The sequence below is a fragment of the Escherichia sp. E4385 genome, assembly GCF_963883145.1.
Taxonomy (GTDB): domain Bacteria; phylum Pseudomonadota; class Gammaproteobacteria; order Enterobacterales; family Enterobacteriaceae; genus Escherichia.
On record NZ_CAWOOJ010000026.1, the window covers coordinates 34741 to 60279 of the forward strand.

A 25539-nucleotide genomic window follows, 5' to 3' on the forward strand; every position below is an offset into this window, starting at 1 on the left:
ATGAAACAAAAAGTGGTTAGCATTGGCGACATCAACGTAGCAAATGACCTGCCGTTCGTGCTGTTTGGTGGTATGAACGTGCTGGAATCTCGCGATCTGGCGATGCGCATTTGCGAACACTACGTAACCGTAACCCAGAAACTGGGTATCCCTTACGTGTTCAAAGCCTCTTTTGACAAAGCCAACCGTTCCTCCATCCACTCTTATCGTGGACCAGGACTGGAAGAAGGGATGAAAATCTTCCAGGAACTGAAACAGACATTTGGCGTAAAAATTATTACTGACGTTCACGAGCCAAGCCAGGCACAGCCTGTTGCTGATGTGGTAGATGTTATTCAGTTGCCAGCGTTTCTTGCTCGCCAGACTGACCTGGTGGAAGCAATGGCGAAGACTGGCGCGGTAATTAACGTCAAGAAACCACAGTTCGTGAGCCCAGGCCAAATGGGTAATATCGTTGATAAATTCAAAGAAGGCGGCAACGATAAAGTGATTCTTTGTGACCGTGGCGCTAACTTTGGTTACGACAACCTGGTCGTTGATATGCTGGGCTTCAGCATAATGAAGAAAGTCTCTGGCAACTCCCCGGTAATTTTCGACGTTACCCACGCACTGCAATGCCGCGATCCGTTTGGTGCAGCTTCTGGTGGTCGCCGCGCCCAGGTTGCCGAACTGGCACGTGCCGGTATGGCTGTAGGTCTGGCGGGGCTGTTTATTGAAGCGCATCCGGATCCGGAACATGCTAAATGCGACGGTCCATCCGCGCTGCCGCTGGCTAAACTGGAGCCGTTCCTCAAGCAGATGAAAGCGATTGATGATCTGGTTAAAGGTTTCGAAGAACTGGATACCAGCAAGTAATCTTTTCTGCTTTGAAAACAAAAGCCTTATCGTTCTACGGTAGGGCTTTTTTCATGGTCAAAGAAGACAAAAAAGGCCGCAGGCTGTTACCCCAGCGACCGGTTTCGGGCGCACATTGCCATCACGGCAGCCTGACGCCCGTTTTCACCTTACTTCCGGTTACGCCACCAGCCAACAATCGCTGCGGTAATAATTCCCGCCAGGATCGGTGCTGCCAGGTCGTGCCAGAAAATCACGGCAAACTGCGCGAGCGTCATATAGCCGCCTTGTTGTAATGACAACATTTTGCGGCTATTCTTGAAGTGTCTGGTTTCAAGATTAGCCCCCGTTCTGTTGTCAGGTTTGACCTCTCAACGTGCGGGGGTTTTCTCTTTCCAGCAACCAATGCCACCAGGGATAAAGCCCCCGCAACATTGCGCCTCACCGGATAACTCCGGCTTGGTGTCGATACTACGTCTCAATTCATCTTCACTTCATCCCTGAAATGTGCGCAATGCTGTTCGCGTTCCGGCTTTTCATCAGTTGTTGCAGTCGTTTCATGAGTGCACTGGATGAGCTTCCAGATCTGGTTGCCAGTGTCTACTTGTGGAAGAGATAAATACAAAAAAGGCCGCAGGCTGTTAACCCTGCGGCCGGTTTCGGGCGCATATTGCCATTACGGCAGCCTGACGCCCGTTTTCACCTTACTTCCGGCTACGCCACCAGCTGACAATCGCTGCGGTAATAATTCCCGCAAGGATCGGTGCTGCCAGGTCGTGCCAGAAAATCACGGCAAACTGCGCGAGCGTCATATAACCGCCTTTTTGTTGTAATGACAACATTTCGCGGCTATTCTTGAATTGTTCTGGTTCAAGATTAGCCCCCGTTCTGTTGTCAGGTTTGACCTCTCAACGTGCGGGGGTTTTCTCTTTCCAGCAACCAATGCCGCCAGGGATAAAGCCCCCACAACATTGCGCCTCACCGGATAACTCCGGCTTGGTGTGGATACTACGGCTCAATTTATATTCACTTCATCCCTGAAATGTGCGCAATGCTGTACGCGTTCCGGCTTTTCATCAGCTGTTGCAGTGGTTTCGTGCAGGTTGTGGTACAGGCTCGCAAATCTGATTAACGATCTGTTCAGGTAGTATGAAGAAATACTATAAGCAGATAATTTTTATTATCTCCTCCGATTTCCGCCATCGGAGGAGATATAAATGTCAGGCAAATATTGTCATTAAATAAGCTGCAAACAGTGCCAGATGCGCCGCGCCGTTGAGTACGTTAGTACGGCCAGTCGAAAATGAAATATGGCACAGTACTAAAGAGGCTACCATTACCACCATCTCTGGTGCGCCCAGAGCAAACTGCAATTCATTACCCGTCATAAAGGCGATAAGCGTTACAACAGGTACGGTAAGCGAAATAGTTGCTAATACCGAGCCAAAGAACAGATTCATCGCGCGCTGGACCTGGTTGCTTAAAACTGCTTTTAACGCGCCTAAACCTTCCGGCGACAGAATCAATAGCGCTACCAGGAAACCGGTAAAGGCCACCGGCGCATTCATGCTGGTGAGCAATGTTTCTAACGGGCTGGCGTTCATTTTGGTGACCGCAATAACGGCAATTAGATGGATAATTAACCAGATGGCATGCCACAGGCTGCTATGAGCAGACGGTTTGCCATGATGCGGGTCGTCATCATCGCTGTCATCTTCATGTTCATAAACAAACAGGCTTTGATGCGTTTTGGTCTGAATCAGCAAAAATACGCCGTACATCGCTGCGGAAATTAATGCCACAAGTAACGCCTGACCGGTCGAAAAATTCGCCGCAGGCAGCGCCATCGGAAATACCAGCACGATTATGGCTAATGGGAACAGGGCAATTAAATACTGTTTAATACCAAACAGATTCATATATTGGGTAGCAAATTTACGGCCGCCCAGCAGTAATGAAAAACCAACCAGTCCGCCGGTAACAATCATAATGATTGAATAGAGCGTATCTCGCATTAACGTCGGCGCTGCATCGCCGGTCGCCATTAAGGCTGAAATCAAACTGACTTCAAGAATAACGACGGAAAGGCTAAGAATAAGCGAACCGTAAGGTTCACCCAGACGATGGGCTAGTACGTCCGCATGACGGACAACACTAAAAGCACTGCTTAAAATACCAATAAGAGCAAGAAGATTGATGCCAATAACCACTGGTAGTGTTTGACTGCTTCCCCACAGGGACAGCACTACCAGCGCCAGAACCGGGAAAATAAGCGAAGTCTCCTTGTGGCGGGTTTTTACCGCCTCGTGAGCATTTGTCATTATGGTTATCCTTTGCAGATGAATTTGTCGGAAATGTAATAAATAGGCAGGAAAAATAACAGAAAGTGTCAGGATGTCGGTAACATTTTACGAAATTTTACCCCGTAGTCGTTTTTTTACTCTTCGGAGCATAAAAATAAGCTACGTGTTTAGACAATGTTTGTATTCGCGTCTCTTAAGAAGAGTCTGACCTGAGAATTCTTATGTTTTGGCAAGAGGGGATATTGTTGACCACACTTAATGTTCAATTTTAATAAAGGAGTCAACAATGCCGTATAAAACGAAAAGCGACCTGCCGGAAAGCGTAAAACACGTTTTACCCACTCATGCCCAGGATATCTATAAAGAAGCATTCAACAGCGCCTGGGAGCAATATAAAGATAAAGAAGACCGGCGTGATGATGCCAGTCGCGAAGAGACAGCGCATAAAGTGGCCTGGGCTGCGGTGAAACATGAATATGCCAAAGGCGAAGATGATAAATGGCATAAAAAATCGTAAAACTCAGCGGCGAGTTAAAGCTATTCGTGCGGTGTTGCCTTGCAAGCGGTCTGTGGATTGCATATTGTCCCAATAGTGGTTTCAAAATGAGCAGTAAAAATGTCCGGAAGACACCAAAAAGTTGTCGCAGGGAAGTATGCAGTGGCGGAGGTGTAAGGTGATAACGCGTGATTTCTTGATGAATGCCGATTGTAAAACGGCATTTGGTGCCATTGAAGAATCACTCTTATGGTCGGCAGAACAACGGGCGGCCTCGCTGGCGGCGACGCTGGCTTGTCGACCTGATGAGGGACCGGTGTGGATCTTCGGCTATGGATCATTAATGTGGAATCCGGCGCTGGAGTTTACCGAGTCGTGCACCGGTACGCTGGTTGGGTGGCATCGCGCTTTCTGTTTGCGGCTTACTGCCGGGCGGGGAACTGCGCACCAGCCGGGGAGGATGCTTGCACTGAAAGAGGGCGGGCGTACCACGGGCGTTGCGTATCGTCTGCCGGATGAGTCTCTGGAGCAGGAGCTGACCTTACTGTGGAAGCGTGAGATGATTACTGGCTGCTATCTGCCGTCCTGGTGTCAGCTTCATCTTGACGATGGCCGCACCGTCAATGCGCTGGTGTTCATTATGGACCCGCGTCATCCTGAGTATGAATCCGATACCCGCGCTCAGGTGATTGCCCCGTTGATTGCTGCGGCGAGTGGGCCGTTAGGAACCAACGCACAGTACTTGTTTTCCCTGGAACAAGCGCTTAACAAACTGGGGATGCAGGATGACGGGCTGAGTGATTTACTGGTGTCGGTGAAAAAACTTCTGGCGGAAAATTTCCCGGATGGTGTGTTACGGCCCGGGTTTGCCCGATAAAACATTTTAGCAGTGGGGCATCTCTATTATCTTGAGCGCCCCATACTGAAGTTAAAATGTGAGCACTTTATCGGCAAGCAGCGTCCATTGCGCCAGTTCTACCAGAGTACCAATTTCCACTCCATCAATCAGTGGAAGTGTGCTGATGCCACGACCATCGGTGCAGGTTTTGCACAATTTCACTGGCACATTTTGCGCCGTGAGGATCTCCAGCATTTGCTGAATGTTATAGCCTTCCCCAGGTTTTTGTCCGCGCAATCCGGCAGTGACCGCATCAGACATCAGGAATAGACGCAGATCCAGGTAGCTTTCCTGCTCTCGTAGCGCAATGGCCAGCCGCAGGCTGTTAAATAAGGATTCGCTCCCGTAGGGGGCGCCATTGGCAACGATCACGATTCTTTGCATTATTTACTCCTGTATTCAGGGAATTAGATGTTCAGTTTCTATCTTACAGCTTGTGTGCTGTCTGACCAATCCGACACATTTTTTAGGATTTGTCATAAAGCATGCAAAAGTACAAGAAAAATTACCAGTAATCGTTATTCTATAAAGCTGTAGCTGTTCATTTTTATTGGAAATTACTGACGTTTTGAGCCGTTTCGTCCCCCGCATTATCGCAATTTGTTTACTCTTGCTGCTGGCAGGCGGTATAGCTAGCGCACAGTCCTCTTTTAAACAGCAAGCGGCAAATCCTTTTGATAACGACAGTGACGGTCTTCCTGACTTAGGAATGGCTGCGGAAAATCATGACGGTGAAAAACATTTTGCTGAAATTGTGAAAGATTTTGGTGAAACCAGTATGACTGATAAAGGTCAGGACACTGGCGAGCAGGCGAGAGCTTTTGCGTTGGGAAAAGTCCGCGATGCGCTTAGCCAGCAGGTCAATCAGCACGTGGAATCCTGGCTATCGCCGTGGGGGAACGCCAGTGTCGACGTCAAAGTGGATAACGAAGGACATTTTACAGGTAGCCGGGGGAGCTGGTTTGTACCGCTACAGGATAACGACCGTTATCTTACATGGAGCCAGATTGGGCTCACTCAGCAGGATGATGGTCTGGTCAGTAACCTTGGCGCAGGCCAACGCTGGGCGCGTGGCAACTGGCTGGTGGGATATAACACTTTTTATGACAACTTGCTGGATCAAAATCTCCAGCGAGCAGGTTTCGGTGCCGAAGCGTGGGGGGAATATTTGCGGTTGTCAGCAAACTATTACCAGCCTTTTGCCTCCTGGCGTGAACAGACCGCCACGCTCGAGCAACGAATGGCGCGTGGTTACGACTTGACGGCCCGGATGCGGATGCCGTTTTACCAGCATATCAACACCAGCGTTAGCCTCGAACAATATTTTGGTCAGAGTGTTGATTTGTTTAACACCGGCACGGGTTATCACAATCCCGTCGCCTTGAGTCTTGGACTAAACTACACACCTGTCCCACTCGTTACAGTAACCGCCCTGCATAAACAGGGGGAAAGTGGAGAAAGGCAAAATAACCTCGGACTGAATATTAACTACCGTTTTGGCGTGCCGCTCAACAAACAGCTTTCTGCTGGCGAAGTTGCTGAAAGCCAGTCGCTACGCGGCAGTCGCTATGACAATCCGCAGCGAAATAATCTGCCGACTATTGAGTATCGGCAACGTAAAACCTTAACGGTGTTTCTGGCAACGCCGCCCTGGGATCTTAAACCTGGTGAAACCGTGCCACTGAAATTACAAATTCGCAGTCATTACGGTATTCGGCAATTGATCTGGCAGGGAGATACGCAGATGTTAAGTCTGACATCGGGAGCGACAGCCAATAGTGCGGATGGCTGGACGTTGATCATGCCGGACTGGCAAAGTGGGGAAGGGGCGAGCAATCAATGGCGATTGTCGGTAGTGGTGGAGGATAACCAGGGGCAGCGTGTCTCTTCCAATGAGATCACGCTAACGCTTGCCGAACCTTTCGACGCAATGTCGAACGACGAACCGATCTGGGAACCGTAATCAGAAAATACGTTCTTGATGCACCCATACCGCAGCTTCTACACGAGATTTGAGCTTCATTTTTTTCAGCATGTGTTTCACATGCACTTTAACCGTGCTTTCAGTGATGTCCAGGCGACGGGCAATCATCTTATTCGGTAAGCCCTGGGCTATTAGTTTTAGAATGTCGCGTTCACGTGGTGTTAACTGGTTAACATCACGCTCAGTCGTAGCGCGGTTAGCGCGCAGGCTGGCGGCCAGAACAGGGGTCAACGCTTCGCTTAAGACCATTTCGCCAGCGGCAGCCTGATGCAATGCTTTCAGTAAATCTTCTGGCTCCATATCTTTTAACAGATAGCCATCTGCACCGCGTTTCAATGCGGTTACCACGTCCTCTTCATGGTTAGAGACGCTGAACACCACAATACGGCCAGAGAGGGACTTTTCGCGCAGTTTATCCAGCGTTTCCAGACCGTTCATGCCGGGCATATTGAGATCTAACAGGATCAGATCGGGATCAAGAGACTCCGCCAGTTCAATACCCTGTTCGCCATTACTCGCTTCGCCAACCACGGTGATATCTGGTGCCATACTAATAAGCTGTTTTACGCCAGTTCGCAGCATCGGGTGATCGTCAATCAGCAGGATAGTAGCCGGTTCCTGATTACTCATGGGTATCTCCTTGGACGTCTGTGAAAGTTTTTTCGGGAATAAAGGTGACCACCACTTCGGTGCCACCTGATTCACGACGGCGGACGCGGCAATCGCCTCGTAAACTTTGCGCACGGTCGCGCATTATTATCATGCCGTAGTGATTGCTGCGGATGGCATTTTCAGGCACGCCGCAGCCATTATCCTGAACGGTCAGTTTTACCTGATTATCGTTTTGCGCCACCGTAACCACCACCTCACTTGCTTGCGAATGTTTGAGGGCGTTACTTAATGCCTCACGGGCAATTTGCAACAGATGGATTGCCTGATGTGAAGGCACCAGACGTGGCGGCAATTGGTAATTCAGCTTCACCGGGAAGCCAAATTTGGCGCTGTACTCTTCGCAGCTCGCCTCCAGTGCGGGACGTAATCCTGGTTCGGTGAGCTGTAAACGAAATGTGGTGAGTAACTCACGCAACTGCGCCCAGGACGCATTCAGTTCGTTACGGATCTGGCTTAACAGTTCGCGGCTGCTTTCTGGCAGCGCGTCGCCTTGCATCTGTAAACAACTTACCTGCATTTTCATGCAAGAGAGCGATTGAGCAATAGAATCATGCAGTTCGCGCGCAATGGTGGCACGCTCTTCCATCACGATCAACTGCTGCTGGCGCTCCTGATGGCGATCCAACGCCAGCGTGGCGGTGAGCTGTTCAACCAGGGTATCCACCAGTTGTTGTTGATCATGGCTAAGATGACGCCCCTGCGGCAGGGTAGCCAGCAAAATACCATACTGCATATGAGAATCCGCTAACCGCCATTTCAACGTAGTGCCGCGATCGCCAACGGGTAAAACGCCGCGTGGGCAGAGATGGCAGCCTTTATCATCGCAAGTCATATCTGGCTGACAGGTGAACTCCTGATGGTTCTCTTCATCTTCCGTGTCATATACCCGTAGTTCGATATCACGCAACAGGGTTAAATTTTGTAGACCGTTAAGCACAGGCGACAGGCGTTCACACAGCGGAGCGCGGGAATGCAAACGGCGGTTGGCCTGCCACAAAAAAGAGAGAATCTGATTTTTATGCTCCAGTCCGGCAGTTTTCTCCTGTACCCGCTGCTCAAGCACGGCATAACTTTCCGCCAGTTCAGCAGACATATTGTTCAGTGCAGTCCCCAACATCGCCATCTCGTTTCGTCCGCTGATATTCGCTCTCTTACTAAAATCGCGATGACTGACAGCGCTGGCCATTGCCAGTAATTGTCGCCACGGTTGAAGCAAACGCGCTCGCAGCCAGATAATGGTAAACACCAGTAAAAGCGCCATAAAGACCGCCATTACCCGGTGGACCAGCACAACTGTCTCAATACGCGCTTCGGTGGTGCGGTCAAAACCAGAAACCAGCTTATCAAGCCCGGCAACAAACTGGCTGACGTCTGCCGACACCGTTTCGCGGTTTTGTGCACGCAACAGCGCAGGAATCAATTCATTGCGCCAGTAATCCTGTAGCCCCTGTAATTGCGCCAGTTGCCCGTCTCGTTCTGCCGCACGAGTTAACTCGGTGCTAAATGCCGTTTGTTCCATCTCTTTGATTAAGGGCTTGTCATTCTCGCTTAATGGCACAGCCGCCAGCAGACGGTAACTTTGCATGCGCAGCGATCCCGCTTTGTTGATCGCATGGGCGCTGCCCTGAACGCCTTGCACCAGCCAGCCAGAAACTGCCATCCCCGCCAGTCCAATGGCGGTAGAAAGCAAAACAATCAGCGCAACCTGATTAACCAGGGTGAGCGGAGAGAGACAACGTTTAAGCATATAAACCTCTTCCTTCAGGCTTTGAATGAGCAATAACCTTAATGAATGTGACGATACATTCTGGAATGGCAGTATTCTCGGCTATTGGCTGAAGTATACCCATACCCGGAAAGAGTTACTCCTTATTTGCCGTGTGGTTAGTCGCTTTACGTCAGTAAGGGTAGGGATTTTACAGTGTCGTGAAAAATCTCAAAATTTTTATGAAATCTCTGTACTCACTATGGGTAATGATAAATATCAATGATAGATAAAGTTATATTGTCGTTTGATTTACATCAAATTGCCTTTGGCTACAGACACTAAGGTGGCAGACATCGAAACGAGTATCAGAGGTGTCTATGAGTCACTCATCCGCCCCCGAAAGGGCTACTGGAGCAGTCATTACAGATTGGCGACCGGAAGATCCTGCGTTCTGGCAACAACGCGGTCAACGCATCGCCAGCCGTAACCTGTGGATTTCCGTTCCCTGCCTGCTTCTGGCGTTTTGCGTATGGATGTTATTCAGTGCCGTTGCGGTGAACCTACCGAAAGTCGGCTTTAATTTTACGACCGATCAGCTATTTATGCTGACTGCGCTACCTTCAGTTTCTGGCGCATTATTACGTGTTCCATACTCCTTTATGGTTCCAATCTTCGGTGGTCGTCGCTGGACGGCATTCAGCACCGGTATTCTGATTATTCCTTGCGTCTGGCTGGGTTTTGCCGTTCAGGATACCTCCACGCCTTATAGCGTCTTCATCATCATCTCTCTGCTGTGCGGCTTTGCTGGCGCGAACTTCGCCTCCAGTATGGCAAACATCAGCTTCTTCTTTCCGAAGCAGAAGCAGGGTGGCGCGCTGGGCCTGAATGGTGGTCTGGGCAACATGGGTGTCAGCGTCATGCAGCTGATTGCTCCGCTGGTGGTATCACTGTCAATTTTTGCTGCATTTGGTAGCCAGGGTGTAACACAGCCTGATGGCACCGAGCTGTATCTGGCGAACGCGTCCTGGGTATGGGTGCCGTTCCTCGCCATCTTCACCATCGCGGCGTGGTTTGGCATGAACGACCTTGCTACCTCGAAAGCCTCCATCAAGGAGCAGTTACCGGTACTCAAACGTGGGCATCTGTGGATTATGAGCCTGCTGTATCTGGCAACCTTCGGCTCCTTCATCGGTTTCTCTGCGGGCTTTGCCATGTTGTCAAAAACGCAGTTCCCGGACGTGCAGATTCTGCACTATGCCTTCTTTGGACCGTTTATTGGCGCACTGGCGCGTTCTGCTGGTGGTGCATTGTCTGACCGTCTTGGCGGTACCCGTGTCACGCTGGTGAACTTCGTGCTGATGGCGATTTTCAGTGGCTTGCTGTTCCTCACCTTACCGACTGACGGGCAGGGCGGAAGCTTCATGGCGTTCTTCGCGGTCTTCCTGGCGCTGTTCCTGACCGCAGGGCTGGGTAGCGGTTCTACCTTCCAGATGATCTCCGTGATCTTCCGTAAACTGACGATGGATCGTGTGAAAGCAGAAGGCGGTTCTGACGAACGTGCTATGCGTGAAGCGGCAACCGACACAGCGGCGGCGCTGGGTTTCATCTCTGCGATTGGCGCTATCGGTGGCTTCTTTATCCCGAAAGCGTTTGGTAGCTCACTGGCATTAACGGGTTCGCCAGTCGGTGCAATGAAAGTATTTTTGATTTTCTATATCGCCTGCGTGGTGATTACCTGGGCGGTATACGGTCGGCATTCTAAAAAATAAATCGTTACTCGTCATACTTCGGGTTACATGTGCTGCGGCTGCGTTCATTCACTCCAGTCACTTACTTTAGTAAGTTCCTGGGATTCATTCACTTGCCGCCTTCCTGTAACTCGAATTATATAGAGTAAAATATTTGATTATCCTTTGCGCGGCGTAATGTCGCGCTTTTTTTATTTGTCATTTAGTTACAACATACTATGAGGCGATAATTATTTTCAATTGCGTCAATTAAGCACCATTAATATGTCATCCATGGGGGATACTCCTTAATACCCACCTGTATAAAAATCCGAAGTGTATAAATGTGAGATAGCATAAAAACCATTAATTTACAGTCTGTTAGATATAAATTATTAATTACCCTTAAGGAGTATCTTAGGAATTTACTTTATTTTTCATCCCCACCACTCTTGATCGTTATCAATTCCCACGTTGTTTCAGAGCGTTACCTTGCCTTTAAACATTAGCAATGTCGATTTATCAGAGAGCCGACAGGCTCCCACAGGAGAAAACCGATGAGTAAATTCCTGGACCGGTTTCGCTACTTCAAGCAGAAGGGCGAAACCTTTGCCGATGGGCATGGCCAGCTTCTCAATACCAACCGTGACTGGGAGGATGGATATCGCCAGCGTTGGCAGCATGACAAAATCGTCCGCTCTACCCACGGGGTAAACTGCACCGGCTCCTGTAGCTGGAAAATCTACGTTAAAAATGGTCTGGTGACCTGGGAAACCCAGCAGACTGACTATCCGCGTACCCGTCCGGACCTGCCAAACCATGAACCTCGCGGCTGCCCGCGCGGCGCCAGCTACTCCTGGTATCTCTATAGCGCCAACCGCCTGAAATACCCAATGATGCGCAAACGCCTGATGAAAATGTGGCGTGAAGCGAAGGCGCTGCATAGCGATCCGGTTGAGGCATGGGCTTCTATCATTGAAGACGCCGATAAAGCGAAAAGCTTTAAGCAGGCGCGTGGACGCGGTGGTTTTGTTCGTTCCTCCTGGCAGGAAGTGAACGAACTGATCGCCGCATCTAACGTTTACACCATCAAAAACTACGGCCCGGACCGTGTCGCTGGCTTCTCGCCAATTCCGGCAATGTCGATGGTTTCTTACGCATCGGGTGCGCGCTATCTCTCGCTGATTGGCGGTACTTGCTTGAGCTTCTACGACTGGTACTGCGACCTGCCTCCTGCGTCTCCGCAAACCTGGGGCGAGCAAACTGACGTTCCGGAATCCGCTGACTGGTACAACTCCAGCTACATCATCGCCTGGGGTTCAAACGTGCCGCAGACGCGTACCCCGGATGCTCACTTCTTTACTGAAGTGCGTTACAAAGGCACCAAAACTGTTGCCGTAACGCCGGACTACGCTGAAATCGCCAAATTGTGCGATCTTTGGCTGGCACCGAAACAAGGCACCGATGCGGCAATGGCGCTGGCGATGGGCCACGTAATGCTGCGTGAATTCCACCTCGACAATCCAAGCCAGTATTTCACCGACTATGTGCGTCGCTACACCGACATGCCGATGCTGGTGATGCTGGAAGAGCGCGACGGTTACTACGCTGCGGGTCGTATGCTGCGTGCTGCCGATCTGGTGGATGCGCTGGGCCAGGAAAACAATCCGGAATGGAAAACGGTCGCCTTTAATACCAATGGCGAAATGGTTGCGCCGAACGGTTCTATTGGCTTCCGCTGGGGCGAGAAGGGCAAATGGAATCTTGAACAGCGCGACGGTAAAACCGGCGAAGAAACCGAGCTGCAACTGAGCCTGCTGGGTAGCCAGGATGAGATCGCTGAAGTGGGCTTCCCGTATTTTGGCGGCGACGGCACGGAACACTTCAACAAAGTGGAGCTGGAAAACATTCTGCTGCACAAACTGCCGGTAAAACGCCTGCAATTGGCCGACGGTAGCACCGCTCTGGTGACCACCGTTTATGATCTGACGCTGGCAAACTACGGTCTGGAACGCGGCCTGAACGACGTTAACTGCGCAACCAGCTACGACGATGTGAAAGCTTACACTCCGGCGTGGGCCGAGCAGATCACTGGCGTTTCTCGCAGCCAGATTATCCGTATTGCCCGTGAATTTGCTGATAACGCTGACAAGACGCACGGTCGTTCGATGATTATCGTCGGTGCGGGTCTGAACCACTGGTATCACCTCGATATGAACTACCGTGGTCTGATCAACATGCTGATTTTCTGCGGCTGTATTGGTCAGAGCGGCGGCGGCTGGGCGCACTACGTAGGTCAGGAAAAACTGCGTCCGCAAACTGGCTGGCAGCCGCTGGCGTTTGCCCTTGACTGGCAGCGTCCGGCGCGTCACATGAACAGCACCTCTTACTTCTATAACCACTCCAGCCAGTGGCGTTATGAAACCGTGACTGCGGAAGAGCTGCTGTCGCCGATGGCGGATAAATCCCGCTACACCGGACATCTGATCGACTTCAACGTTCGTGCGGAACGCATGGGCTGGCTGCCGTCTGCACCGCAGTTAGGCACTAACCCGCTGACTATCGCTGGCGAAGCAGAAAAAGCCGGGATGAATCCGGTGGATTACACCGTGAAATCCCTGAAAGACGGTTCCATCCGTTTTGCGGCTGAACAACCAGAAAACGGTAAAAACCACCCGCGTAACCTGTTCATCTGGCGTTCTAACCTGCTCGGTTCTTCCGGTAAAGGTCATGAGTTTATGCTCAAGTACCTGCTGGGGACAGAACACGGTATCCAGGGCAAAGATCTGGGGCAGCAGGGCGGCGTGAAGCCGGAAGAAGTGGACTGGCAGGACAACGGTCTGGAAGGCAAGCTGGATCTGGTGGTGACGCTGGACTTCCGTCTGTCGAGCACCTGTCTCTATTCCGACATCATTTTGCCGACGGCGACCTGGTACGAAAAAGACGACATGAATACTTCGGATATGCATCCGTTTATTCACCCGCTGTCTGCGGCGGTCGATCCGGCCTGGGAAGCGAAAAGCGACTGGGAAATCTACAAAGCTATCGCCAAGAAATTCTCCGAAGTGTGCGTCGGTCATCTGGGTAAAGAAACCGACATCGTCACGCTGCCGATCCAGCACGACTCTGCCGCTGAACTGGCACAGCCGCTGGATGTGAAAGACTGGAAAAAAGGCGAATGCGACCTGATTCCCGGTAAAACTGCACCGCACATTATGGTCGTAGAGCGCGATTATCCGGCAACTTACGAACGCTTTACCTCTATCGGTCCGTTGATGGAGAAAATCGGTAACGGTGGTAAAGGGATTGCCTGGAACACCCAGAGCGAGATGGATCTGCTGCGTAAGCTCAACTACACCAAAGCGGAAGGTCCGGCGAAAGGCCAGCCGATGCTGAACACCGCCATTGATGCGGCAGAGATGATTCTGACGCTGGCACCGGAAACCAACGGTCAGGTAGCCGTGAAAGCCTGGGCTGCCCTGAGCGAATTTACCGGTCGTGACCATACGCATCTGGCGCTGAATAAAGAAGACGAGAAGATCCGCTTCCGCGATATTCAGGCACAACCGCGCAAAATTATCTCCAGCCCGACCTGGTCTGGTCTGGAAGATGAACACGTTTCTTACAACGCCGGTTACACCAACGTTCACGAGCTGATCCCGTGGCGCACGCTCTCTGGTCGTCAGCAGCTTTATCAGGATCATCAGTGGATGCGTGATTTCGGTGAAAGCCTGCTGGTTTATCGTCCGCCGATTGACACCCGTTCGGTGAAAGAAGTGATGGGCCAGAAATCCAACGGTAATCCGGAAAAAGCGCTCAACTTCCTGACGCCGCACCAGAAGTGGGGGATCCACTCCACCTATAGCGACAACCTGCTGATGCTGACTTTAGGTCGCGGTGGTCCGGTGGTCTGGCTGAGTGAAGCCGATGCCAAAGATCTGGGTATCGCCGATAACGACTGGATTGAAGTCTTCAACAGCAACGGTGCACTGACTGCCCGTGCGGTTGTCAGCCAGCGTGTTCCGGCAGGGATGACCATGATGTACCACGCGCAGGAACGTATCGTTAACCTGCCTGGTTCGGAAATTACCCAACAGCGTGGTGGTATCCATAACTCGGTCACCCGTATCACGCCGAAACCGACGCATATGATCGGCGGCTATGCCCATCTGGCATACGGCTTTAACTACTACGGCACTGTAGGTTCTAACCGCGATGAGTTTGTTGTAGTGCGTAAGATGAAGAACATTGACTGGTTAGATGGCGAAGGCAATGACCAGGTACAGGAGAGCGTAAAATGAAAATTCGTTCACAAGTCGGCATGGTGCTGAATCTCGATAAGTGCATCGGCTGCCACACCTGTTCAGTTACCTGTAAAAACGTCTGGACCAGCCGCGAAGGCGTGGAATACGCGTGGTTCAACAACGTTGAAACCAAGCCGGGCCAGGGCTTCCCGACTGACTGGGAAAACCAGGAAAAATACAAAGGCGGCTGGATCCGTAAAATCAACGGCAAACTGCAACCGCGCATGGGTAACCGCGCCATGCTGCTGGGTAAAATCTTCGCTAACCCGCATCTGCCGGGGATCGACGATTATTACGAGCCGTTTGATTTTGACTATCAGAACCTGCATACCGCGCCGGAAGGCAGCAAATCGCAGCCGATTGCCCGTCCGCGTTCGCTGATTACCGGCGAACGGATGGCGAAAATCGAAAAAGGGCCGAACTGGGAAGATGACCTGGGCGGCGAGTTTGACAAACTGGCGAAAGACAAGAACTTCGACAACATCCAGAAGGCGATGTATAGCCAGTTCGAAAACACCTTCATGATGTATTTGCCGCGCCTGTGCGAACACTGCCTGAACCCGGCATGTGTGGCGACCTGCCCGAGCGGTGCGATTTACAAGCGTGAAGAAGATGGCATCGTCCTGATCGATCAGGACAAATGCCGTGGTTGGCGTATGTGCATCACCGGATGCCCATACAAAAAAATCTACTTCAACTGGAAGAGCGGTAAGTCTGAGAAGTGCATCTTCTGCTATCCGCGTATTGAAGCCGGTCAGCCGACGGTGTGTTCAGAAACCTGTGTCGGTCGTATCCGTTATCTCGGCGTGCTGCTGTACGATGCGGACGCCATTGAACGTGCGGCCAGCACCGAGAACGAAAAAGATCTCTACCAGCGTCAGCTGGACGTGTTCCTCGATCCGAACGATCCGAAGGTCATCGAGCAGGCGATTAAAGATGGTATCCCGCTGAGCGTTATTGAAGCTGCGCAGCAGTCGCCGGTTTATAAAATGGCGATGGAATGGAAACTGGCGCTGCCGCTGCATCCGGAATATCGCACCTTGCCGATGGTCTGGTACGTGCCGCCTCTGTCTCCGATTCAGTCTGCGGCAGACGCTGGCGAGTTGGGCAGCAACGGCATTTTGCCAGACGTCGAAAGCCTGCGTATCCCGGTACAGTATCTGGCGAACCTGCTGACCGCAGGCGACACCCAACCGGTACTGCGTGCGCTGAAACGCATGCTGGCGATGCGTCATTACAAACGTGCTGAAACCGTTGACGGTAAAGTTGATACCCGTGCGCTGGAAGAGGTCGGTCTGACCGAAGCCCAGGCGCAGGAAATGTATCGTTATCTGGCGATTGCTAACTACGAAGATCGCTTTGTGGTACCAAGCAGCCATCGTGAACTGGCACGGGAAGCCTTCCCGGAGAAAAATGGCTGCGGCTTTACCTTTGGTGACGGCTGCCACGGTTCAGATACCAAATTCAATCTGTTCAACAGCCGTCGTATCGATGCCATCGATGTGACCAGCAAAACGGAGCCGCATCCATGATCGAACTCGTGATTGTATCGCGTCTCCTTGAATATCCGGATGCTGCCTTATGGCAGCATCAACAGGAGATGTTCGAGGCGATTGCCGCGTCGGAAAATTTGTCGAAAGAAGATGCCCATGCGCTGGGCATTTTCCTGCGCGATTTAACGGCGCTGGATCTGCTGGATGCCCAGGCGCAGTACAGCGAACTGTTCGACCGTGGTCGCGCCACGTCACTGTTGCTATTCGAACATGTTCACGGTGAATCCCGCGATCGTGGTCAGGCAATGGTTGACCTGTTGGCGCAGTACGAGCAGCACGGCTTGCAGTTAAACAGCCGCGAATTGCCGGACCATCTGCCGCTGTATCTGGAATATCTGGCGCAGCTGCCGCAAAGCGAAGCCGTGGAAGGTTTGAAAGATATCGCGCCGATTCTGGCATTGCTGAGCGCGCGTCTGCAACAGCGTGAAAGCCGTTATGCCGTGCTGTTTGATCTGCTGCTGAAACTGGCGAATACCGCTATCGACAGTGACAAAGTGGCGGAAAAAATTGCCGATGAAGCGCGCGACGATACGCCGCAGGCGCTGGATGCCGTCTGGGAAGAAGAGCAGGTTAAGTTCTTTGCAGACAAAGGCTGCGGTGATTCGGCAATCACTGCCCATCAGCGTCGCTTTGCCGGTGCCGTCGCGCCGCAATATCTGAATATCACCACCGGAGGACAGCACTAATGCAATTCCTGAATATGTTCTTCTTTGACATCTACCCGTACATTGCCGGGGCGGTCTTCCTGATTGGTAGTTGGCTGCGCTATGACTACGGGCAGTACACCTGGCGCGCGGCATCCAGCCAGATGCTGGACCGTAAAGGAATGAACCTGGCGTCGAACCTGTTCCATATCGGCATTCTGGGGATTTTCGTCGGCCACTTCTTCGGTATGCTGACGCCGCACTGGATGTATGAAGCGTGGTTGCCGATCGAAGTGAAACAAAAAATGGCGATGTTTGCTGGTGGTGCCAGCGGCGTGCTGTGTCTGATTGGCGGCGTGCTGTTGCTGAAGCGCCGCCTGTTCAGCCCACGCGTGCGTGCAACCACTACCGGAGCGGATATCCTGATCCTGTCGCTGCTCGTTATCCAGTGCGCGCTGGGTCTGCTGACCATTCCATTCTCTGCCCAGCATATGGACGGTAGCGAGATGATGAAACTGGTTGGCTGGGCGCAGTCGGTAGTGACCTTCCACGGTGGCGCTTCTCAACATCTTGATGGTGTCGCGTTTATCTTCCGTCTGCACCTGGTGCTGGGGATGACGTTGTTCCTGCTGTTCCCGTTCTCGCGTCTGGTGCACATCTGGAGCGTACCGGTGGAGTATCTGACACGTAAGTATCAGCTGGTGCGCGCTCGCCACTAAGCACGACAAAGTGCCTGATGCGCTGCGCTTATCAGGTCTACAGAGTCGTACAATTCATTGATATTACGTGATATGTATGCCGGATAAGGCGTTCACGCCGCATCCGGCATAACGTAACGCACGTTGTCAGCCTGCTGAAATCATCAGTTACACATTGTCGATATTTCAGATTGTAGAGAAACGAACCTCATCTATATGATTGGCCCACCTATGGAGCAGTGAAGGAGCACTGACCGTGGATCAACCTAATCAATCGACGATTTCTGCGGCATTAAAAATAATCGCCACGGGGATCGCCTTACCACCTGAAAAAATTACCTCTCAACAACTGGATGTTCAGTTAAATAAACCTGCGGGCTACGTTGAGCGACGTTCCGGCATTTGCTGGCGCTATTTTGCCAGCAACGACGCCAGCCAGGCCGAACTGGCGGCAGAAGCGTTGCATAATGCGTTAGCATCGGCTGCCTTAAAACCTTCTGATATTGATCTGTTAATTTGTGCGTCAGCCATTGCCGTACAGGCATTACCCTGTAGCGCAATTCATATTCTTAAAGCCGCTGCTATGCCCGCAGGCGTTGCCGGATTTGATATCAACTGTAGCTGTGTCAGCTTTATTTCCGCTCTGGAAGTTGCTGCCGGATTATTAAACTGTGGAGCATATCGGCGCATTGCTATCGTCTCGGCAGATATTGCTTCACGCGGCATCGACTGGAATCATGAAGAGTCGTCACTCATTTTTGGTGATGGTGCGGCGTGCGCGGTTGTTGAGCGGGGCGATGGTCGCAGCGGGATTATCGCCAGCCTGATCGAAATGTATCCCGAAGGCAGCGAGCTGTGTGAAATTCGTGCGGGCGGCACGCGGCGTAATCCTCGTTCTGGTGTGAGTGACAGCGACTTTCTTTTTCATATGCAGGGGAAACCGCTGTTTCGTTTTGCCTCTTCACTTATTGAAGATTATTTTTCGCGCTTACTGCAAAAAAGCGGCCTGCAACTGGCTGATATCGTTACGGTCGTTCCGCATCAGGCTAGTCATCTTTCCCTTGAACATATGCGTAAACGGCTGCGAGTGCCGGAATCTGCGCTTATTGATGTCTACCGCTTCTACGGCAATCAGGTTGCTGCGTCTATACCCACAGCGCTGCATGAAGCGGTAATTAGCGGTCGTTTTACTGCGGATAAACCTGCGCTGTTGATTGGCACGGCGGCGGGGTTAACGCTGGCTGGCATGGTGCTTTTACCGTGAAGATCCTCGTAACAGGGGCGACCAGCGGCCTCGGGCGAAATGCCGTGCAATATTTGTTGCAATCGGGTGTGTCGGTTGTAGCAACAGGGCGAAATCGTGAGATTGGCAAAGTTCTCGCAAGCGCAGGTGCACAGTTTGTGGCTCTCGATTTAACCGAGGCAACTGAGGATGACTGCGCCCGCTTGATGGAAGGCTGCGATGCCGTCTGGCACTGTGCTGCAAAGTCTTCGCCCTGGGGCGACAAAACGGCGTTCTGGCTTGCCAATGTCAAAGCGACCTACACTTTGGCACAGGCGGCAGGCAGGCTGAACATTCCCCGGTTTATCCATATCTCCACGCCTGCTGTTTACTTTGATTTTCAACATCACTATGACCTGCCAGAAAATTATCTTGCGCGAACATTTTCCAGCCATTATGCCAGCAGTAAATATGCCGCTGAGCAGGCTATTGCCGGGGCAGTAGCGCAATATCCTGCCACGAGGTTTATCCTTTTGCGTCCCCGTGGTTTGTTTGGCCCTCATGACCAGGTGATTGTTCCCCGCCTGATGCAGCAGTTGCAGCAGGGCGGCGGTTGCTTACGTTTGCCGCGCGGGGGTGAAGCGTTATTGGATCTCACTTTCGTGCAAAACGTGGTGTATGCCATGCAGCTGGCAATGCAAGTTGAAGGATTACGCTCAGGCAGTATTTACAACATCAGCAATCATCAGCCGCAGAAATTATCTGTAATGCTTGACGCCTTGCTGCGCCAGCAACTGGGATTGAGCTACCAAATTACTACCGTTCCCTGGCCATTGCTTTCTCTGGTCGCGCGCGGCCTGGAGCTGTACGGGAAATGCGTTAATCAGGAACCTGTTATCACACGTTACAGCGCCGGAACACTCTGTTTTGATATGACGCTGAGTGCGCAAAAGGCCATTACAGAGTTGGGATATCACCCGCGCTTTTCGATGGAGCAAGGTATTGCAATCACGGGACAATGGTTGCGGGAACATGGGCTGAGGGAACATGGCAAAAATAACCGCATTTGAAACGGGCTGGTGTACCCATATTGGCTGTATTGCGCTAAAAGGGGCTGGGCTTAAAGTGTGTAAATTCCCCGCCCGCGCCTGGCTGCTGGAAGTGGGGGAGAAACGCTGGCTGTGGGACACCGGCTATTCATCGTGGTTCGAACACTACACGCAATCCGGCGTATTTCGTCTTTATCGCCAGGTCACGCCGGTTTATTTCGATCCACAACAGGCGCTGGTGCGGCAACTTTCCGCACACGGACTGGCGGCAAAAGATGTTGATGCGATTATTCTGTCGCATTTTCACGCCGATCATATTGCTGGTCTGCGCGATTTTCCTGATGTCGCCTGCATCTGTTCCGGTGAAGGTTGGCAGCAGGTAAGAACGCTGCGTGGCATAGCCGCACTGCGTCAGGCCTTTGTACCAGGGTTGATCCCGGAGAATTTTGAATCCTCACTGCGTTTTATTGAAAGTTTCGCATCGGTGAATATGCCTCCTGAACTGGCACCGTTTGAGAGTGGCTATTTGCTGCCAGAAAGCAATGGCGAAATTATCCTCGTGCCGCTTCCCGGACATGCTGGCGGACATATCGGTGCGTTTGTGCAAACAGACGATGGCTGGACTTTACTGGCTGGGGATGCCGCTTGGGCTCCTGCAAACTACCGCGAATTGCGCGGGCCTTCACCACTGGCGCATCTGGTTATGTCCGACAGCCGCGCCTACTACCGCACTCTTGGGCAATTACATCAGCTTTGGCAAAACGGCGCAGTGGACATTCGGTTGTGCCACGAGGGGGATTTATGATCCCGTTGGCTTTACTCTGGCGCTACTTTCGTACCCGCAGGCTGTATTTCACCGATCGCCAGGCGCTGGAATACTGGCAGGCAAAAAGGCTGCATTCGTTCCGGCAAAATGTCTTATCTAAAAGCCCGTGGTTTCAGCGTTATCTGGCGTTGCCGTTTAACCAGTGGCCGTTGATGGACAAAGCATTAATGATGACGCATTTCGATGAGATGAATACCGCGGGTTTAAAGCGCGACGAGTTTCTCGCCTGTGCAATGCGCAGTGAGCAGAGTCGTGATTTCAAACCCAGCGTGGGCAAGTTTAGCGTCGGGCTTTCATCAGGTACATCGGGGCGTCGTGGACTTTTCGTGGTTAGCCCGCACGAGCAACAGATTTGGGCCGCCGGTGTGCTGGCAAAAGTGTTGCCCGACGGTTTATTTGCCAGAGAGCGGGTGGCACTGTTTTTGCGCGCGGACAACAACCTCTATCAAAGCGTGAATAACCGCTGGTTAAGTCTCGACTTTTACGATCTGCTGGCGCCATTTCAGGCGCAACTCAAACAACTGGAACAGCGAGCGCCCACGATTATTGTCGCGCCAGCCCAGGTATTACGCGCACTGGCGCTGGCGGTGATTGCCGGAGAGCTAACGCTAAAGGTCAAAAAAGTGATTTCGGTGGCGGAAGTTCTGGAGCCGCAGGATCGGGAATTACTGCGAAGCGTGTTCAACAATGTGGGCGAAATCTATCAGGCGACAGAAGGCTTTCTCGCCTCTACCTGCCGGTGTGGCACGTTACATCTCAACGAAGAATTTGTTCACATTGAACCGCAATGGCTGGATGAGCACCGTTTCATGCCGATCGTCACAGACTTTACCCGCACCACGCAGCCGGTGGTGCGTTATCGACTTGATGATGTGCTGGTGGCAAGTGAACAGCCATGCCCTTGTGGCAGTGCGACAAGGGCGATTGCGCGTATCGAAGGGCGGCAGGACGATCAACTGCAACTGCCGGCAAGATCCGGCGATATTCAGACCGTTTTTGCCGATGCCTGTAGTCGGGTGCTGGCAATGACACTGCCGCTAACGGCCGATTATCGCCTGCTACAAACCGGGGCAGCACAGCTAACGCTAATAGCAGATTGCGAACCGGGGATGCTGGAGCGGTGCCGGGAAGCGTTGAGTGCCTTGTTTATGCGCCAGAATGTCGCGGTAGAGCAATTGATATGGTCGCTGGAATCGCAAACTGTGCCAGTCTCTTTTACAGCCAAGCGGCGGCGAATTGTGCGTGAGTGGGGGCGGGCATGAGCAATCTACTGCTACGCCTGAAACAGATGCTGCTTGGCTGGGGAACCGTTGGGGTTATCTACAACTTTAGCGATTGCCTGCAAGGTGAGGGATATCAATTAACGCCGTCAGTAATTGATAATCTGATTGCGTTTTCGCCCTCAGCCGTGTGGCTATATCTCTCGTTTTTTTTAATTGTGCCGTTAGGTTATTTATCCACACCACTTTGCCACCTGCGCTGGCTGGCCCGTGCAATGCAACTTTCGGCACTGGTGGCAGGCGTGTTTTATCTACTCTGGCCCACAACCATGCAATATCCCGCGTTTGCTCAGTCGGGGATATCTGCGGGGGCTCTAAATGGGCTGATCGCCATTGACTCAAGTCAGAACTGTTTTCCCTCCTTACACGCCGCGCTCACGCTGTTGGCAGTATGGGCGATTGCCAAAAAGGGGAACCGTTGGCTGACGCTGATGAGCGTGGTCTGGGCGATAGCGATCGCCTTTTCGATTCTGCAATTACGCAGACATTTATTTATCGATTTAGTAGGCGGCGCGTTGCTGGCGTCGATTTGCGGTTGGATATGCGCAACATGCGAGAAAAGGAAGACGCAATATGAGTGATTTACTGTTTCCCATCATATCGATGGTGCTGTTGGTGTTAGCCGAAGCGGGCGTGTTGCAATTCACCGGGCGGCAAAAAGTGGACTGGCTGGATGTGATTTTTAATATCAACTCCGGTCATATGATGCTGTGGTTATTTCGCTGCCTGGAAGTGCTCTGCTATGGCCTGGTGGTCAATCACTTCAGCCTTGGACTGTTTGATAATGCGCCGGTGATCCTGCTGTGGCTGTTTACTATTCTGGCGTGGGATTTCGGCTTTTACTGGCTACATCGCTGGCATCACGAGATGCGCCCGCTGTGGGCGGTACATGTGGTGCATCATCAGGGGGAACACTACAACCTCTCATTAGGCGTGCGGAACTCGTGGTATTCCTCGTTAACCTCAATCCCGTTTTTTATGCTGCTGGCGATGCTTGGTGTGCCATTGCAGGTCTTTTTGGCGGTTTCTATTATTCACTATGGTTGGCAATTTTTTAACCATAACGCGCTAACGCCGAAACTGGGTTGGCTGGAAAAAGTGCTGATCACGCCTTCGCATCATCGCGTCCATCATCTGAATGAAAAGCAATATGCCGATACCAATTACGGTGGCACCTTTTTGTTGTGGGATAAACTTTTCGGTTCCTGGAGTGCTGGGCCGGATCATGACGTAGGCTACGGCGTAAAAAATAGTCGCTTGTCCTGTAACCCGATGCGCGAGAGTAACCTGCCATTTTTACGCTTAATGGGCTTTCGCTCATTTGGCAAAGCGATTGAACGTCGTTACCAAAGTTCCGCGTGGGCAGTGGGGGCTGGGGTGATCCTGCTGTTTATGTTGGTGCTTGGCTACATTCAACAATATGGCTATGGCATCGAGTTTATTACCAGTGAGCAAGCCGTATTATTTGTTCTGCTGGTGGCAGGCTCCATTGCGCTGGGGGGCATGAGCGACGGGCAGCGGTGGGGAATGATTTTGTGGTGCTCTGTGACGTTGTCACTGCTCTATTTTATTCTTTATATGTGTTCATGGAGCACTCTGCTCTGGAAGGGATTAGCGGGCATTTTGCTGGCCCATTGCGTGTTATTCCTAATCGGTGTAGGACGTAAGTCGCTAAGGAAACGCTATGAACCTGTTTAATCCCGACAGGTTAATCACTTTTCCTGCTGATGATCCGCAACTGGTGAAACAGTTGCAGAATGGTACGAAATCGTACCTCGCAAAAGCAGGCGATCATCGTTATGCCGACGGCTGGGCATTCACCAAAATGGCGGCACTGATTATTGCCTGTCTGTGCTGTTATGCACTGGCGTTGTCTCAAAGCCAGTGGGGGCTGTATCTGTTGTGGTATCTGGCGATGATGTTTTGCGCCATGCTGTTAGCGGTCAATGTGGTGCATGACGCGTCGCATGATGCGTTTTTGCGCGGTAAAAAGGCCAATGCGTGGCTTAACTGGTGGGTTGCTTTTCCAATGGGGCTTGATCCGGACTGTTGGCGGGTGCGCCACGTTCGCTTTCATCACGGCTTTACCAATATTGAATTTTACGATCCGGATACTGCAGAAAATGGCATTCTTCGCCAGACTCCGTGGCAGCAGTGGCGACCTTTTATGCGCCAGCAACATCGCTACTGGCCGCTGGTCGCCGCGCTCACCTTTCCCTGGTATATCTGGGTGGTGGACTGGCTCGATCGCGCCGGGTTTACGCCGGTAACACGGCACCTGGCCCTGCGAGGTTTTGCTGGCTGGGGGTATTTCTTAGCCGGGAAACTGGCGCATTGTGCGCTCTGTCTGATACTTCCCTGGCTTTTGTCTGATTTTAGTTTTATGACCATCCTGCTGACTTATCTGCTTAGCCAGCTGCTGGCGTCATTGATCTTTGTGATGTTGATTATCGGAACGCACTGGGCGAAGGGGCATACGCAGTTACCGCCAGAAGAGGGCAAAATGGCCGTGGGCCGGCTGGCGCATACCTTCGCCACTACCTTTGACTGGACGCCGCAACCTGCATGGCTTGGCTACTGGCTGGGCGGAATTAATTTGCATCTTACCCATCATCTTTTTCCTCACTGGCATCATCGCCATTATCCAGCGTTAAGCCGCATTATCGCGCAAATTGCCAGCCAGCAAGGTCTGGATTATCAGTTATTGACGTTAGCGGATTTGCTGAGGCTACAGCAGCAGTTTTTACGGCGAATGGGGGAGGCGCAGATAGATTGAGAAACGAATTAAGAGATGGTGGTGGGGGAAGGATTACTCAGCGCTGCGCGCTTCGCCCTTCGGGTCGTTGCCTGCGGCAACGCTCTCTCGCTGGCGCTCGAGTCGAACCTTGGTCGAAGCTTCTCATCCTTCCCCGCATGGGCAGAATATGAAACGATATCGATAAGTTTGAAATGAGTTTTTATCAGGAAGTGATGGTGGTGGGGGAAGGATTACTCAGCGCTGCGCGCTTCGCCCTTCGGGTCGTTGCCTGCGGCAACGCTCTCTCGCTGGCGCTCGAGTCGAACCTTAGTCGAAGCTTCTCGTCCTTCCCCGCATGAGCAGAATATGAAACGATATCGATAAGTTTGAAATGAGTTTTTATCAGGAAGTGATGGTGGTGGGGGAAGGATTACTCAGCGCTGCGCGCTTCGCCCTTCGGGTCGTTGCCTGCGGCAACGCTCTCTCGCTGGCGCTCGAGTCGAACCTTAGTCGAAGCTTCTCGTCCTTCCCCGCATGAGCAGAATATGAAACGATATCGATAAGTTTGAAATGAGTTTTTATGAGGATGTGATGGTGGTGGGGG

General features: G+C 51.9%; 22 protein-coding genes and 3 other RNA genes. 16 read left to right on the top strand and 9 right to left on the bottom strand.

Annotated features, from left to right (window positions below; genetic code table 11):
- Nucleotides 1-855, top strand: coding sequence for a 3-deoxy-8-phosphooctulonate synthase (kdsA, locus tag AACS80_RS22820; protein ID WP_000811058.1), 855 nt, complete (start codon nt 1-3; stop codon nt 853-855).
- A 149-nt stretch (nt 856-1004) separates the two neighbouring features.
- Here the strand turns inward: kdsA and AACS80_RS22825 are convergent, their stop codons facing one another.
- The 3 genes from AACS80_RS22825 to chaA form a co-directional block, all read right to left on the bottom strand.
- Nucleotides 1005-1112 (bottom strand): type I toxin-antitoxin system toxin Ldr family protein, encoded by a 108-nt coding sequence (locus tag AACS80_RS22825; protein ID WP_001441942.1) that lies wholly within the window; start codon nt 1110-1112, stop codon nt 1005-1007.
- A gap of 426 nt (nt 1113-1538) precedes the next feature.
- Nucleotides 1539-1646 carry a type I toxin-antitoxin system toxin Ldr family protein gene (locus AACS80_RS22830; protein WP_064528728.1) on the bottom strand — a complete coding sequence of 36 codons (108 nt, stop codon included), beginning with the start codon at nt 1644-1646 and terminating at the stop codon, nt 1539-1541.
- Between the two features lie 408 nt (nt 1647-2054).
- Entirely contained in the window at nt 2055-3155 is a 1101-nt protein-coding gene (chaA, locus tag AACS80_RS22835; protein WP_064528732.1) for a sodium-potassium/proton antiporter ChaA, read from the bottom strand.
- Nucleotides 3156-3423: 268 nt separating this feature from the next.
- Between chaA and chaB the strand changes: the two genes are divergently transcribed.
- The gene (gene chaB, locus AACS80_RS22840; RefSeq protein ID WP_138184011.1) at nt 3424-3654 is read left to right on the top strand and encodes a putative cation transport regulator ChaB; all 231 of its coding nucleotides are present in this window, start codon (nt 3424-3426) and stop codon (nt 3652-3654) included.
- A 157-nt stretch (nt 3655-3811) separates the two neighbouring features.
- On the top strand, nt 3812-4510 hold the full coding sequence (gene chaC, locus AACS80_RS22845; RefSeq protein WP_135406441.1) for a glutathione-specific gamma-glutamylcyclotransferase: 699 nt from the start codon (nt 3812-3814) through the stop codon (nt 4508-4510).
- Between the two features lie 51 nt (nt 4511-4561).
- Here chaC and ychN read toward each other — a convergent pair whose 3' ends face one another.
- A complete protein-coding gene (ychN, locus tag AACS80_RS22850) occupies nt 4562-4915 on the bottom strand; it encodes a DsrE/F sulfur relay family protein YchN (RefSeq protein ID WP_064528737.1) in 354 nt (117 codons plus the stop codon).
- A gap of 184 nt (nt 4916-5099) precedes the next feature.
- On the opposite strand from ychN, the gene AACS80_RS22855 reads away from it, so the two are divergent.
- Nucleotides 5100-6494: a YchO/YchP family invasin gene (locus AACS80_RS22855; protein WP_130222811.1), complete on the top strand. Its 1395-nt coding sequence runs from the start codon at nt 5100-5102 to the stop codon at nt 6492-6494.
- On the opposite strand, the gene narL is transcribed toward AACS80_RS22855, so the two are convergent.
- Both narL and narX read right to left on the bottom strand, forming a co-directional pair.
- Entirely contained in the window at nt 6495-7145 is a 651-nt protein-coding gene (gene narL / locus AACS80_RS22860; protein ID WP_000070491.1) for a two-component system response regulator NarL, read from the bottom strand. It abuts the gene before it with no gap.
- A complete protein-coding gene (narX, locus tag AACS80_RS22865) occupies nt 7138-8934 on the bottom strand; it encodes a nitrate/nitrite two-component system sensor histidine kinase NarX (protein ID WP_135409864.1) in 1797 nt (598 codons plus the stop codon). The genes narL and narX overlap by 8 nt, the downstream gene beginning before the upstream one ends.
- A gap of 338 nt (nt 8935-9272) precedes the next feature.
- Here narX and narK point away from each other — a divergent pair, with 338 nt between their 5' ends.
- From narK to AACS80_RS22925, 12 genes are all read left to right on the top strand, one after another.
- Nucleotides 9273-10664 (top strand): nitrate transporter NarK, encoded by a 1392-nt coding sequence (narK, locus tag AACS80_RS22870; RefSeq protein WP_135409865.1) that lies wholly within the window; start codon nt 9273-9275, stop codon nt 10662-10664.
- A gap of 515 nt (nt 10665-11179) precedes the next feature.
- Nucleotides 11180-14923: a nitrate reductase subunit alpha gene (locus AACS80_RS22875; protein WP_135409866.1), complete on the top strand. Its 3744-nt coding sequence runs from the start codon at nt 11180-11182 to the stop codon at nt 14921-14923.
- Nucleotides 14920-16458, top strand: coding sequence for a nitrate reductase subunit beta (narH, locus tag AACS80_RS22880; RefSeq protein WP_046082940.1), 1539 nt, complete (start codon nt 14920-14922; stop codon nt 16456-16458). The genes AACS80_RS22875 and narH overlap by 4 nt, the downstream gene beginning before the upstream one ends.
- Nucleotides 16455-17165 carry a nitrate reductase molybdenum cofactor assembly chaperone gene (narJ, locus tag AACS80_RS22885; protein WP_135406448.1) on the top strand — a complete coding sequence of 237 codons (711 nt, stop codon included), beginning with the start codon at nt 16455-16457 and terminating at the stop codon, nt 17163-17165. Before narH ends, narJ begins: the two co-directional genes overlap by 4 nt.
- Entirely contained in the window at nt 17165-17842 is a 678-nt protein-coding gene (gene narI / locus AACS80_RS22890) for a respiratory nitrate reductase subunit gamma (protein WP_001160110.1), read from the top strand. Before narJ ends, narI begins: the two co-directional genes overlap by 1 nt.
- Nucleotides 17843-18077: 235 nt before the next feature.
- A complete protein-coding gene (locus tag AACS80_RS22895; protein WP_135409867.1) occupies nt 18078-19085 on the top strand; it encodes a 3-oxoacyl-[acyl-carrier-protein] synthase III C-terminal domain-containing protein in 1008 nt (335 codons plus the stop codon).
- A complete protein-coding gene (locus tag AACS80_RS22900) occupies nt 19082-20113 on the top strand; it encodes an NAD-dependent epimerase/dehydratase family protein (RefSeq protein ID WP_135409868.1) in 1032 nt (343 codons plus the stop codon). Before AACS80_RS22895 ends, AACS80_RS22900 begins: the two co-directional genes overlap by 4 nt.
- Nucleotides 20091-20897 (top strand): MBL fold metallo-hydrolase, encoded by an 807-nt coding sequence (locus AACS80_RS22905; protein WP_135409869.1) that lies wholly within the window; start codon nt 20091-20093, stop codon nt 20895-20897. Before AACS80_RS22900 ends, AACS80_RS22905 begins: the two co-directional genes overlap by 23 nt.
- A complete protein-coding gene (locus tag AACS80_RS22910; protein ID WP_135409870.1) occupies nt 20894-22180 on the top strand; it encodes a F390 synthetase-related protein in 1287 nt (428 codons plus the stop codon). Before AACS80_RS22905 ends, AACS80_RS22910 begins: the two co-directional genes overlap by 4 nt.
- Entirely contained in the window at nt 22177-22779 is a 603-nt protein-coding gene (locus AACS80_RS22915; RefSeq protein ID WP_138184012.1) for a phosphatase PAP2 family protein, read from the top strand. Before AACS80_RS22910 ends, AACS80_RS22915 begins: the two co-directional genes overlap by 4 nt.
- On the top strand, nt 22772-23896 hold the full coding sequence (locus AACS80_RS22920; protein ID WP_138184013.1) for a sterol desaturase family protein: 1125 nt from the start codon (nt 22772-22774) through the stop codon (nt 23894-23896). The genes AACS80_RS22915 and AACS80_RS22920 overlap by 8 nt, the downstream gene beginning before the upstream one ends.
- On the top strand, nt 23883-24974 hold the full coding sequence (locus tag AACS80_RS22925) for a fatty acid desaturase family protein (RefSeq protein WP_135409871.1): 1092 nt from the start codon (nt 23883-23885) through the stop codon (nt 24972-24974). Before AACS80_RS22920 ends, AACS80_RS22925 begins: the two co-directional genes overlap by 14 nt.
- 16 nt (nt 24975-24990) lie before the next feature.
- Here AACS80_RS22925 and AACS80_RS22930 read toward each other — a convergent pair.
- From AACS80_RS22930 to AACS80_RS22940, 3 genes are all read right to left on the bottom strand, one after another.
- A non-coding RNA gene (locus tag AACS80_RS22930) (RtT sRNA) lies at nt 24991-25122 on the bottom strand.
- Between the two features lie 47 nt (nt 25123-25169).
- Nucleotides 25170-25301: non-coding RNA, RtT sRNA (locus tag AACS80_RS22935), on the bottom strand.
- 47 nt (nt 25302-25348) lie between these two features.
- Nucleotides 25349-25480: non-coding RNA, RtT sRNA (locus AACS80_RS22940), on the bottom strand.
- Between the last annotated feature and the right edge of the window lie 59 nt (nt 25481-25539).

Excerpts from the sequence above, each read along its gene's own strand:
- kdsA (WP_000811058.1), top strand. The coding sequence starts at position 1 with ATGAAACAAAAAGTGGTTAGCATTGGCGACATCAACGTAGCAAATGAC.
- AACS80_RS22825 (WP_001441942.1), bottom strand. The coding sequence starts at position 1,112 with ATGACGCTCGCGCAGTTTGCCGTGATTTTCTGGCACGACCTGGCAGCA.
- AACS80_RS22830 (WP_064528728.1), bottom strand. The coding sequence starts at position 1,646 with ATGACGCTCGCGCAGTTTGCCGTGATTTTCTGGCACGACCTGGCAGCA.
- chaA (WP_064528732.1), bottom strand. The coding sequence starts at position 3,155 with ATGACAAATGCTCACGAGGCGGTAAAAACCCGCCACAAGGAGACTTCG.
- chaB (WP_138184011.1), top strand. The coding sequence starts at position 3,424 with ATGCCGTATAAAACGAAAAGCGACCTGCCGGAAAGCGTAAAACACGTT.
- ychN (WP_064528737.1), bottom strand. The coding sequence starts at position 4,915 with ATGCAAAGAATCGTGATCGTTGCCAATGGCGCCCCCTACGGGAGCGAA.
- narL (WP_000070491.1), bottom strand. The coding sequence starts at position 7,145 with ATGAGTAATCAGGAACCGGCTACTATCCTGCTGATTGACGATCACCCG.
- narX (WP_135409864.1), bottom strand. The coding sequence starts at position 8,934 with ATGCTTAAACGTTGTCTCTCTCCGCTCACCCTGGTTAATCAGGTTGCG.
- narK (WP_135409865.1), top strand. The coding sequence starts at position 9,273 with ATGAGTCACTCATCCGCCCCCGAAAGGGCTACTGGAGCAGTCATTACA.
- AACS80_RS22875 (WP_135409866.1), top strand. The coding sequence starts at position 11,180 with ATGAGTAAATTCCTGGACCGGTTTCGCTACTTCAAGCAGAAGGGCGAA.
- narH (WP_046082940.1), top strand. The coding sequence starts at position 14,920 with ATGAAAATTCGTTCACAAGTCGGCATGGTGCTGAATCTCGATAAGTGC.
- narJ (WP_135406448.1), top strand. The coding sequence starts at position 16,455 with ATGATCGAACTCGTGATTGTATCGCGTCTCCTTGAATATCCGGATGCT.
- narI (WP_001160110.1), top strand. The coding sequence starts at position 17,165 with ATGCAATTCCTGAATATGTTCTTCTTTGACATCTACCCGTACATTGCC.
- AACS80_RS22905 (WP_135409869.1), top strand. The coding sequence starts at position 20,091 with ATGGCAAAAATAACCGCATTTGAAACGGGCTGGTGTACCCATATTGGC.
- AACS80_RS22910 (WP_135409870.1), top strand. The coding sequence starts at position 20,894 with ATGATCCCGTTGGCTTTACTCTGGCGCTACTTTCGTACCCGCAGGCTG.
- AACS80_RS22915 (WP_138184012.1), top strand. The coding sequence starts at position 22,177 with ATGAGCAATCTACTGCTACGCCTGAAACAGATGCTGCTTGGCTGGGGA.
- AACS80_RS22920 (WP_138184013.1), top strand. The coding sequence starts at position 22,772 with ATGAGTGATTTACTGTTTCCCATCATATCGATGGTGCTGTTGGTGTTA.
- AACS80_RS22925 (WP_135409871.1), top strand. The coding sequence starts at position 23,883 with ATGAACCTGTTTAATCCCGACAGGTTAATCACTTTTCCTGCTGATGAT.